The 11,141-nt window shown below is 51.4% G+C and carries 9 protein-coding genes; 1 reads left to right on the top strand and 8 read right to left on the bottom strand.

The window, feature by feature from the left end:
* From WNY38_RS08915 to WNY38_RS08890, 6 genes are all read right to left on the bottom strand, one after another.
* A complete protein-coding gene (locus WNY38_RS08915) occupies nucleotides 1-1,008 on the bottom strand; it encodes an ABC transporter ATP-binding protein (protein WP_342856988.1) in 1,008 nt (335 codons plus the stop codon).
* A 12-nt stretch (nucleotides 1,009-1,020) separates the two neighbouring features.
* On the bottom strand, nucleotides 1,021-1,851 hold the full coding sequence (locus WNY38_RS08910) for a carbohydrate ABC transporter permease (RefSeq protein WP_342856987.1): 831 nt from the start codon (nucleotides 1,849-1,851) through the stop codon (nucleotides 1,021-1,023).
* Between the two features lie 10 nt (nucleotides 1,852-1,861).
* Entirely contained in the window at nucleotides 1,862-2,740 is an 879-nt protein-coding gene (locus tag WNY38_RS08905) for a sugar ABC transporter permease (protein WP_342856986.1), read from the bottom strand.
* A gap of 132 nt (nucleotides 2,741-2,872) precedes the next feature.
* A complete protein-coding gene (locus WNY38_RS08900; protein WP_342856985.1) occupies nucleotides 2,873-4,189 on the bottom strand; it encodes a sugar ABC transporter substrate-binding protein in 1,317 nt (438 codons plus the stop codon).
* A gap of 95 nt (nucleotides 4,190-4,284) precedes the next feature.
* Nucleotides 4,285-5,310, bottom strand: coding sequence for a LacI family DNA-binding transcriptional regulator (locus WNY38_RS08895; protein ID WP_342856984.1), 1,026 nt, complete (start codon nucleotides 5,308-5,310; stop codon nucleotides 4,285-4,287).
* Between the two features lie 729 nt (nucleotides 5,311-6,039).
* A complete protein-coding gene (locus tag WNY38_RS08890) occupies nucleotides 6,040-6,612 on the bottom strand; it encodes a TetR/AcrR family transcriptional regulator (RefSeq protein ID WP_342856983.1) in 573 nt (190 codons plus the stop codon).
* Nucleotides 6,613-6,711: 99 nt separating this feature from the next.
* On the opposite strand from WNY38_RS08890, the gene WNY38_RS08885 reads away from it, so the two are divergent.
* Nucleotides 6,712-7,281 (top strand): carboxymuconolactone decarboxylase family protein, encoded by a 570-nt coding sequence (locus WNY38_RS08885; protein ID WP_342857097.1) that lies wholly within the window; start codon nucleotides 6,712-6,714, stop codon nucleotides 7,279-7,281.
* A gap of 91 nt (nucleotides 7,282-7,372) precedes the next feature.
* Here the strand turns inward: WNY38_RS08885 and WNY38_RS08880 are convergent, their stop codons facing one another.
* On the bottom strand, nucleotides 7,373-8,998 hold the full coding sequence (locus WNY38_RS08880) for an alpha-D-glucose phosphate-specific phosphoglucomutase (protein WP_342856982.1): 1,626 nt from the start codon (nucleotides 8,996-8,998) through the stop codon (nucleotides 7,373-7,375).
* Between the two features lie 21 nt (nucleotides 8,999-9,019).
* Nucleotides 9,020-11,098 (bottom strand): glycogen debranching protein GlgX, encoded by a 2,079-nt coding sequence (gene glgX / locus WNY38_RS08875; protein ID WP_342857096.1) that lies wholly within the window; start codon nucleotides 11,096-11,098, stop codon nucleotides 9,020-9,022.
* Nucleotides 11,099-11,141: the final 43 nt, after the last annotated feature.

Here is an 11,141-nt window from a genome sequence, read left to right as displayed (position 1 = left end):
TCACGCAATCCTTAGGCCCGCAGCATCAAACCTGTGCATTTCATTTTTACGCGGGTTCAAACCAATTTTATCGCCGTGCTTGAGGCTGACGTCACCAATAGCACGAACCGTCAACATCTCGCCCAATCCAGTGTTGTGAATGTGAAAGAAGGTGTCAGAGCCGAGGTGTTCTGCCACCCCGACAGTCCCGTTCCATTCGCCTTCGCCGTCCACAACAACATCGATGTGCTCTGGACGCATGCCGATCGTGTGCGCGTCGTATTTGGCGGCTTCTTTACCCGTGATCAAGTTCATCTTAGGTGAGCCAATAAAGCCAGCCACAAAGATATTGCGCGGGGCACGGTACAGCTCAAGAGGGCTGCCAATCTGTTCGATCACGCCAGCTTGCAAAACCACGATTTTGTCGGCCATAGTCATGGCTTCGACCTGATCGTGTGTCACGTAAACCATCGTGGTCTTCAAGCGTTTGTGCAGCTCGGAAATTTCCAAACGCATTCCCACCCGCAACGCAGCGTCAAGGTTTGACAAAGGTTCGTCAAACAAGAAAGCCGAAGGTTCGCGCACAATCGCACGGCCGATGGCGACCCGCTGACGTTGACCACCAGACAGCTGACCAGGACGACGATCGATATAGTCTTTCAGGTTCAAAACTTCAGCGGCAGCGTTCACGCGCTTGTCGATTTCTTCCTTAGGCATTTTCGCCATTTTCAATGGAAAGGCGATGTTCTTGCGCACCGACATATGCGGGTAAAGCGCATAAGATTGGAACACCATCGCCAAGCCGCGTTTCGCTGGCACAAGAGAGGTCGCATCTGTGCCGTCGATCTCGATATGGCCAGACGTGATGTCTTCCAGACCCGCGATCAAGCGCAGCAATGTTGATTTACCACACCCTGATGGTCCGACGAAGACTGTGAATTCACCTTCGTGAATGGTCAGATCAAGTGGCGGAATGACTTGGGTGTTGCCAAAGCTTTTGGTCACCTGTTTGAGTTCGATTTGTCCCATGAGCAAGGTTCCTTATTTCACCGCGCCAAAAGTCAGGCCGCGGACAAGTTGTTTCTGGCTGAACCAGCCAAGGATGAGAATTGGAGCGATCGCCATTGTTGATGCCGCACTGAGTTTCGCGAAAAACAGACCTTCAGGGCTAGAGTAACTGGCAATAAAGGCCGTCAAAGGCGCCGCTTTGGCTGCTGTCAGGTTGAGCGTCCAAAAGGCTTCGTTCCAAGCTAGAATGAAATTGAGCAACAAGGTCGATGCGATGCCTGGAATGGCCATCGGCGTCAGCACATAAAAGATCTCTTCACGCAATTTCGCGCCGTCCATACGGGCTGCTTCAAGAATTTCGCCCGGAATTTCGCGGAAATACGTGTAGAGCATCCAGACGATGATCGGCATGTTCGACAGCATCAAGACCATGATCAGACCAAACCGCGTGTCCAAAAGGTTCAACCAGACGAACAGCAGCGACAATGGGTACAGCGCACCGACCGCAGGCATCATCTTAGTCGACAACATCCAGAGCAGGATATTTTTCGTTTTCGCCGACGGCACAAAAGCCATCGACCATGCGGCAGGAATCGCGATCATGATACCCAACACAGTTGAGCCCCCAGCGATGATCACGGAATTCCACAAGAACCGCATGTAGTCGGACCGTTCTTGAACCACAGCATAGTTTTCCAACGTCCAGTCGAAGTTGAAAAACACGGGTGGATTGCTGATCGCCTGAGCCTCAGTTTTAAAGCTGGTGAGAATGGTCCAAAAGATTGGAAAAAAGATCAAAATACCGATAAGCCATGCAGCGGCGGTCGTGATGATCTTGCGTTGCGTTGATACTGAACGTGCCATGTGTCCGTCCCTATTGGTCGAGGTTTTTGCCAACAATGCGCATCAAGAAGATGGCAATGATATTGGCAAGGATGATGGCATAGACGCCGCCAGCGGAACCGAGTCCGATGTTTTGGCTGTCGATGACACGTTGAAAGATGAGGAACGTCAGTGTTCGCGTTCCGAAGGCACCGCCGGTCGTCACGAATATCTCTGCGAAGATAGACAGCAGAAAGATTGTCATGATGAGCGTTACGATGGTAATGGCCCGGCCCATGTGCGGCAAAACGATATAAGCGAACCGTTGGAGCGGGTGGGCGCCGTCTATTTCAGACGCTTCAAGCTGTTCACTGTCGAGCGACTGGATCGCAGTCAGCAGGATCAGTGTAGCGAACGGCAACCACTGCCAAGACACAATAAAAATGATTGAACTGAGCGAGGCATCCTGCAGCCAGACGACGGGTTCTGCCCCGAAAAATTGCCATAAATGTGCTAAAAGGCCGTTGACCGGATCCATCATCATGTTTTTCCAGACCAGTGCGGACACGGTCGGCATTACAAAGAAGGGTGCAATCACGAGGATACGGACGACGCCCTGCCCCCACATCGGTTGGTCCAGCAAAAGCGCAAAAAGAACGCCGAAGATGATACAAATGGCCAAAACACCACCGACCATCAAAACAGTGACTTGAACTGATGGCCAGAACGAACTGGACGAAAAGAACCTTACGTAGTTTTCAAATCCGACCCAGTCGAGGCCCTTTGCGATGGTGTCGCCACGCATCGGCAGGAATTTTACGAACGAGAACCAAAGCGTCAGAACCAGAGGCACCAGCATCCACCCTAAAAGGAGGATGACAGCGGGCGCCATCATAAGACGAGCAGCGGATCGGGATGCTTTGGTAGCCATAAGAAAATTTCTCTTTTTGCAGGCGCGCAGAATGAGCCGCGGGCACACTGGTTTGGGTCATAAAAGCAAATGATTTGTAGAATTAAATCGGAGGGCGAACTCTGTGCTCGCCCTCCGATCTAGGAGGAACCTCTAGCGGTAGCCGGCGGCTTCCATTGCGTCGTTGGTGATCGCCTGAGCTTTTTCCAACGCTTCTTCAACAGTCTGTTGACCAGCATAAGCCGCTGAGAACTCTTGACTTACTTCAGTGGCAATCCCTGCGTACTCAGGAATAGCAACGAACTGGATACCAACATATGGAACCGGCTTTACAGTCGGGTTGTTAGGATCAGCAGCGTTGATTGAATCCAGTGTCATCTGTGCGAAAGGCACTTTCAGGTACTCTGGGTTTTCGTACAATGATGTACGCGCACCTGGAGGAACGTTTGCCCAACCCTCATTTGCCGCAACCAATTCGATGTAGGCTTTAGATGTCGCCCATTCGATGAAAGTCTTAGCTTCAGCTTCTTGCTGAGTGCCTGCTGGGATCGCGAGCGCCCAAGCCCAGAGCCAGTTTGCACGCTTATCAACGCCTTCAGCATTTGGAGCCAATGCGAAGCCAACAGAATCTTTAACTGTTGAACCCTCGCCAGTCACAAAGGATGCCGCAACAGTCGCGTCAATCCACATGCCACATTTGCCTTGGTTAAACAAAGACAGGTTTTCGTTAAACCCGTTCGTTGCAAAACCTTCAGGACCAAAGTCGTTCATCAGATCAAGGTAGAAGTTGACGGCTTCGGACCATTCTGGTTGGTCGAACTGAGCATTCCAGTCTTCATCAAACCAACGTGCGCCGAATGAGTTACCAGTGACTGTGATGAAGGAACCGCCCTCGCCCCAACCAGCTTTACCGCGCAAACAGATACCGTTTACGTCGTTTGCAGGATCATCCATGGCTGCAGCCGATTCGCGGATGAACTGCCATGTTGGGTCTTTTGGCATAGCCAAACCAGCAGCTTCCATCAGATCTGTGCGGTACATCACCATTGAGCTTTCGCCGTAGAATGGTGCTGCGTAAAGCGTGCCGTCGACGGACAAACCATCGCGCATGGCTGGCAAAATATCGTCAACGTCGTATTCAGCGGACAAATCATTCAGTGGAACAAGCCAGTCGTTTGCACCCCAGATCGGTGTTTCGTACATACCGATTGTCATAACGTCGAACTGACCACCTTTTGTGGTGATGTCGGTTGTGACGCGCTGACGCAATACGTTTTCTTCCAAGGTCACCCAATCAACGGCAATGCCAGTTTCAGCGGTGAACTGATCTGTATAGCCTTGCATACGAATCATATCGCCGTTGTTCACTGTCGCGATGGTGATTGTTGCTGTGTGATCGTCGGCCAATGCACCAGTCGCTGTGACGAGTGTAAGCGCGGTTGCCGCACAAAGTGTATTCCGTAAAGACATCTGAAATCCTCCCTGATTAGATGTGGTCCGAACAAGGTAATAGAGAATCTGTATCCGCGTCAACAAAAACTTTACGCGCGTAAAATATAGGGCAGCTAAGCTGACGCACGTAAGATCAGTTTTCCCTCAATCCGTGTGCTCTTCCAGGGTTGTTTTTGGCCATCAATGGCAGCAAATAGTGCTTCTGCAGCCTGTAAAGACACAGCTTCGTAGTTGTGTGAGATCGTTGTCAACGGTGGGCACGTGTAGCGTGTAAGCGGATGACCATCCTGCCCCGCCACCCGAATCGCACAACCTTCACCGTGACCGACAGTGATTCCATTCACGTAGCAGGCCGACAAAAAGCCAATCGCCAATCGGTCATTGCTGCACAGAACCGTATTCGTCGCGAACGCCTTTTTTAGAAGCGCATCTTGTGCCCCTCGAAATCCGATTTCTTCAAAGGCCCAACCTTCTCCCTCGACGGAAATCACCTGAGGTTCGAATCCAAACTCCTCCATAGCGGCTAAATAACTTTGGCGGCGGCGATGGGCATTTGGATTTGCCGGGGTCTTCATCTCAAAAAAGCATGGAGGCTCACCTGAGCGGCACAAATAATTCGTGATGTCCCGCGCAAATTGAAAGTTGTCTGATCCGACAAATTCGATGCCACATTCCCCGACGTTGCTGTCGAAAATCAGTGTCGGCACGTCGGCGCAGAATTTCTCAAGAACGTCCTGATCAGACGCCCGTCCCAAAGGCGCAAGCAAAACGCCGGCTGGTTTGAGCGACCGTAAATTGTCGAGGACCTCCACTTCATGCTTCGAATCACCATGCGCGCTGAAAAGCGTCGGTCGATATCCAGCGTCTATGCAATGTTGTTCAAGGTTTCGGGCAATTTCCGAAAAATATGGATCCGATAGCAACGGAACAACGATGCCAATATTTTTGGTCAGCGCTCGGTTCTGGTTCATCGCAAAAATGTTGGGGCGGTAGTTATACTTCTCAATCGCAGCTTCGATGCGCTCGCGTGAGGAACGGCGGACACTGTCAGGATCATTGAAGTACTTGGAAACCGTCGGTCGAGAGATGCCACTGATCGCAGCAAACTGCTCCATGTTCTTGATACTGCTGTCAGACATGAAACCTCTCCCGTTACATTATCGTGACAAGTTAATCTTGCCGCGCGCAAATATTCAATCCTTTGGAGTAAACCTTTTGTAAAATCCAAACCGCGTGATTTTTTTGAACCGTCGCATTAAGAGGGCGCCCAGCAAATCTCTGGCCTGCGTGCGACCTGTATTTCCGTGTCGCGAGTCGTCGCCCTTTCCGAGCGCTGCGCTTAAATGTGTTTCCCAACTCATATGGTGCCTCTGCTGTCGCTTTTTGAGGCGGTGCTTTATAAGGAGATCGGCAAAATTAAGCTAGAATCTTTGATGTGGTCACCCTACGCGCAGCTGGTCGAACCCGCCAATGCCCCAACTGTGCAAATGTTTTTGCGCGCATACTGTGGGGGTGCCATATGGAAATGGTGACGGAAATAGGTATGAAAATCGTGATCAAAACGTCACCACAGACTATAGATCCGAACATTTTGATCGCAGGCAAAGGCTTTTGCAATGACAGTACAGGACGCGCCCTATCTGGATGGCCGCTTTAAGTTTTTCAAAACAGACCAAGGCCAATGGCTCATGTCACCCCATAGCAGCTTTTTCAAAAATCCAGATATACTGTCGTAAAACTAGCTTTCGGGCGGTATTTTTGCCATTTCTGCAAGTGCCGTCTGAGTTGCTTATGGTGCATGGGTTTGCAGCCCGATGCCCAGCTGTTTCGCGACACGCGACGCTCGTTTCAGAACCTAAGATAGATTGTTAAAGCCGGACCAAGCTGTCGGCGATTTCAGTCGCAATGGCTCGCGCATCGACATCCTCGCGTTCTGCGGACACACGTAAGCCCAAAAGATCAGACTGATACCGACGCGCAAGTACTTCCGAATCATGCGCTGCATCAATTTCGCCGCTTGATTGCGCCTGTGCAAACAGGTCGGCAAAACGACTTTCCATACGCAAAAGATGCTGATTGGCTTGCTTAGCTAAGGGATGTTTATGCGCTTGAAGTTCGAGCAGTGTCTTAGACAACATGCAGGCTTTCGCAGGGGCATCGTCGTTGTCGATAGCCATCATCGGAAAGCGTTGCAGTGCTTTAAGCGCTCCCTGTTCTTCCACCAAAGCTTTGAGACGATCAAGTCCGTCTGAAGCATATTTTTCCATCGCAAGCTCGAACAGAGCATCCTTGGACCCAAAGGCCGCATAAAAGCTTCCAGGTTTCATTTGCAAAACGGCTTCTAGATCTTTCAAAGACGTGCCCGCCCAACCGCGCTGCCAAAACAGATCGCGTGAGCGGTTAATAAGATCAGTCCTGTCATAATTTGGTTTACGAGGCATTGGATCACCAATTGTTGAACGATTGCTCAATTATATACTTGAGTGATCACTCAATAAAGCATAAAGAGTCGATATACAAACTTTATGAAAGATATTCAGATGTTGAACTTCCCGTCACATGATCTCGAAACTGCACCAGAAGCGTCCAAGCCTTTCTTGGAAAATTCACAAAAAGCATTCGGCCGTCTTCCTGGCTTGCACAAAGTTTTGGCCGAAAGCCCACAAGCATATGAAGGCTACCAAATCCTTCACAAACTCTTCACTGAAACCAACTTTGATGCGGACGAGCTGACTGTTGTTTGGCAATCCATCAACGTTGAGCACGCTTGTCACTACTGCGTTCCTGCGCACACAGGCATCGCCAAAATGATGAAGGTTTCTGACGACATCACAGAAGCTCTGCGCACAGAATCACCGCTGCCATCAGCGAAACTCGAAGCCCTGCGCACCTTCACCATTCAAATGGTTCGCGCGCGCGGCAACGTTTCAGAAGCGCAAATGCAAACATTCTTCGACGCAGGCTACAGCCACCGCGCCGTGCTTGATGTGATTTTGGGTTTGGCTCAAAAAACCATGTCGAACTACATCAACCACGTTGCAGAAACGCCAGTTGATGAAGTGTTCAAACCACTTGCATGGACACGCGGCGACAAGCCTCTCGAAGTCTAAGTCTTTCGAGATTAAAAATTTAAGGGCGCGCTATCACATCAGTGTTAGCGCGCCCTTTTCAATTTAAAACTTTCGTTTCTTTTCAGTGTGCTTAGGTGATGACATCCGGCGCTGTGCGACCAGAGAACCCTTCGATCTGAATGATCGTGTGTGCAGCTTTGAGAACATCGGCCAGAGCCTCTTGCGGATCTTGGTCAAAATCTTTCAGATCAAGTTTTTCAACATACAGCCGCAACGTCGCGCCACTTGTGCCAGTGCCTGACAGACGCACGACAAAACGTGCGCCGCCCTCAAACACAACCCGCACACCTTGATGCGCAGAGGTGCTGCCATCGACAGGATCAAGGTAGGAATAGTCATCCGCCGTCTCAACGGTCATCGCGCCAAAGCTTTGGCCTTTTAGTCCAGCCAAAGCACCACGCAAAGCAGTGATCATCGCATCGGCCTTGTCGCTTTCAATCGCCTCAAAGTCGTGACGTGAATAATAGTTGCGACCGAACTTTGCCCAATGATCTTGCATGATCTCGGGCACGGATTTGCCTGTGACGGCCATGATGTTAAGCCACATCAGCACAGCCCAAACACCGTCTTTTTCGCGCACATGATCAGAGCCGGTGCCAAAGCTTTCTTCGCCACACAAAGACACGCGGCCATCGTCCATCAGGTTGCCAAAGAATTTCCAACCCGTTGGCGTCTCATAGCAGGCGATGCCAAGTGCTTCGGCCACACGGTCCAAAGCCGCAGACGTGGGCATAGAACGCGCAACGCCTTTGAGGCCGCTCGCATAACCAGGCGCCACAGTGGCGTTGGCGGCAATCACCGCAAGGCTGTCAGAGGGGCTGACATAACAATTGGGCCCAACGATCATATTGCGATCGCCGTCACCGTCTGAGGCACAGCCGAAAGCAGGCGCATTTGGCCCCATCATTTCGTCCATCAACTCATGCGCCCAAGTGGGGTTGGGATCAGGGTGCATACCACCGAAATCAGGCAAAGGCGTGCCATGCACGACGGAGCCTTTGGCGGCCCCCAGTAAGTCTTCGATAATGGCAGAGGCGTAGGGACCCGTGATGGCGTTCATCGCGTCAAAACGAATCGCCGTACCGCCTGCGATCATTTTGCCAATGGCGGGGAAATCAAAGAGGCTTTGCATCAGATCAACATAGGCTGTGACCGGATCAACGATGTCTATTTGCATATCGCCCAGCGCGGTAGCGCCAATCACAGACAGATCGACGGAACCGCCCTCAAAAATATGGTACTCTTGAATGGATTTGGTCACATCGAAAATCGCGTCAGTAACGCTTTCAGGCGCCGGTCCACCGTTTGACATATTGTACTTAATGCCGAAATCTTCGTCGATTCCACCAGGATTGTGGCTGGCCGATAGAATAATGCCACCATCAGTCTTCATCGACCGAATCAAATGCGATGCAGCAGGCGTTGACAGCAAACCGTTTTGCCCCGCGATGGCGCGTCCAGCCCCATTGGCCGCAGCCATACGCAGGATAATCTCAGTGGCTTTATCGTTGTAAAAACGTCCATCACCACCAACGATCAAGGTCTTGCCTTGCACGCCACCGATGCCATCAAAAATGGCTTGCACAAAATTCTCAAGGTAATGCTCAGTCATGAAAACACGACATTTTTTACGCAAGCCCGACGTCCCCGGCTTTTGACCCTCAATCGGTGCGGTGTTGATCGTTATTTTCGTCATTTCAGCATTCCTTTAGCAAGTTTAAGTGGCCGGCATCAGCGCAAACACACAGACCGAAGCGGCCTGAATGAGCGTCGCGTCGCCCGTGATACATTGCGCACCTACATCTGGCGCAGATGTATCAAGAATCAGTTCCCATGTGTTACCGTCAGCACATGGAGGCAATGTGACTTCGACATCGCCATCGTTGTTTATCACCAAAAACAGTACATCGTCGGAGGCACGGTATTCAGGCGTGCCAAAAGATGTGCGCACTTCAGTGCAAATGGTTTTGGTCTCGGGGCTTTCCCATTCCGCGCGGGTCGGCGGCTTGCCATTGGGCATGCGCCAAAACACATCGGGTTTGCCATCTTTTAGGCGTGGACGCGCATGCAAGAACCGCAATTGGCGCAAAACGTTGTGATCGCGGCGCAGCTTTGTCAGCTTTTGCACAAAGGCGAACAGCTCCTCGTCCGCATCCCCCCAGTTGACCCAACCGATCGGATTGTCTTGGCCAAAGGTATTGTTATTGCCGTTTTGGGTGTTGCCTATCTCATCGCCAGCCAAAATCATCGGCGTGCCTTGTGACAAGAACGAACAGGCGAGCAAATTACGCTGACGCTGCGCACGTGCCGCATTGATGATGGGATCATCTGTCGGGCCCTCAACGCCCATGTTGTCGGAATAATTGTCGTCTTTACCGTCGCGGTTGTCTTCGCCGTTGGCGTCATTGTGTTTGCCGTTATAGCTCACAGTATCGCGCAGGGTCATGCCGTCGTGGCAGGTGACAAAATTGATCGAACTTGTTGCCGCGCGCCCCGAGTGATCAAAGGTCATCGCACTTCCCAAAAGACGCCGACCGACCAAAGGCATCATGCCCTCATCGCCACGCCAAAACTTGCGCATGTCATCACGAAACTTATCATTATATTCTAAAAACGGATGCGGCCAATTGCCAAGCTGATAGCCACCAGGGCCGATGTCCCAAGGTTCCGCGATCAGTTTCACATTGCTCAGCACAGGGTCTTGACCAAGGGAATCCAAGAACCCGCCCTTACGATTGAACCCTTCGGCTTCGCGGCCCAATACGGTGGCCAAATCAAAGCGGAAACCATCGACATGCATGACTTCGACCCAATAACGTAAACTGTCCATGATCATCCGCAACACCATCGGGTGGCGCACGTTCAACGTATTGCCTGTGCCAGTGTCGTTAACGTAGTGGCGCTCGTCGTCAGGCAAACGATAGTAAGACTTATTGTCGAGACCTTTGAACGAAAGCGTCGGTCCAAATTCATTGCCTTCGCCGGAATGATTGTACACCACATCCAAGATTACCTCGATGCCAGCGGAATGAAACCTGCGCACCATGGTTTGAAATTCCCAGATGCCTTCTTGGGTCATATAGCGAGGCTCTGGCGCGAAGAACCCCATGGACTGATAGCCCCAGAAATTGGTCAGGCCAGCCTCTAATAAGAACTTATCATCCAAAAACGCGTGCACAGGCAAAAGCTGCACTGTCGTGACGCCGAGCTTGGTCAAATGCTCCAAAACAGGTTCGGATGACATGCCAAGAAACTTGCCACGCTGCGTCGGTTGCAGATCGGGAAACTCAGCTGTCATACCTTTGACATGCGCCTCGTAAATCACAGTGTCAGACGACGGCGTCTCAGGGCGGCGATCATCGCCCCAATTGAAACTCGGGTCCACAACAAGACTGCGCTGCACATAGGGTGCGGAATCCCGGGTATCGAAACTGAGGTCTTTGTCCTTTGCCCCAATCGTATAGCCCATGATCGCGTCGTTCCAAATCACGCCGCCAGACAGGCGCTTGGCGTAAGGATCGAGCAGCAATTTATTTGGGTTAAACCGATGACCCTCTTCAGGTTTATACAACCCATGAACGCGGTAACCGTAGCTCGTGCCAGGGCTCAGACCTGCGACATAGATATGCCAGACATCGCCATCACGTTCCAACAAAGGGATGCGCGCAATCTCATGCTTGCCGTCATCTGAGAACAAACACAAATCGACCCTTTCGGCGTGCTCGGAAAATACAGCAAAATTGACGCCCTGCCCGTCATAGGTGGCTCCAATAGGACTGGGCCGCCCCGCTGACATAGAATGATTTTTAAGTTTGGTCGGCAGGTCGTGCTTGAGATCA

It is taken from the genome of Pacificibacter sp. AS14 (assembly GCF_038899935.1).
In the GTDB taxonomy this organism is placed as follows: Bacteria; Pseudomonadota; Alphaproteobacteria; order Rhodobacterales; family Rhodobacteraceae; genus Celeribacter.
The sequence above is the reverse complement of the archived record's forward strand: the minus strand, read 5'-3'. Positions and strand labels throughout refer to the sequence as shown.

Bases quoted from the DNA above. Each gene is read 5' to 3' on its own strand.
- WNY38_RS08895 (WP_342856984.1), bottom strand. From the start codon at position 5,310: ATGTCTGACAGCAGTATCAAGAACATGGAGCAGTTTGCTGCGATCAGT.
- WNY38_RS08880 (WP_342856982.1), bottom strand. From the start codon at position 8,998: ATGACGAAAATAACGATCAACACCGCACCGATTGAGGGTCAAAAGCCG.
- WNY38_RS08885 (WP_342857097.1), top strand. From the start codon at position 6,712: ATGTTGAACTTCCCGTCACATGATCTCGAAACTGCACCAGAAGCGTCC.
- WNY38_RS08915 (WP_342856988.1), bottom strand. From the start codon at position 1,008: ATGGGACAAATCGAACTCAAACAGGTGACCAAAAGCTTTGGCAACACC.
- WNY38_RS08910 (WP_342856987.1), bottom strand. From the start codon at position 1,851: ATGGCACGTTCAGTATCAACGCAACGCAAGATCATCACGACCGCCGCT.
- glgX (WP_342857096.1), bottom strand. From the start codon at position 11,098: ATGTCAGCGGGGCGGCCCAGTCCTATTGGAGCCACCTATGACGGGCAG.
- WNY38_RS08890 (WP_342856983.1), bottom strand. From the start codon at position 6,612: ATGCCTCGTAAACCAAATTATGACAGGACTGATCTTATTAACCGCTCA.
- WNY38_RS08900 (WP_342856985.1), bottom strand. From the start codon at position 4,189: ATGTCTTTACGGAATACACTTTGTGCGGCAACCGCGCTTACACTCGTC.
- WNY38_RS08905 (WP_342856986.1), bottom strand. From the start codon at position 2,740: ATGGCTACCAAAGCATCCCGATCCGCTGCTCGTCTTATGATGGCGCCC.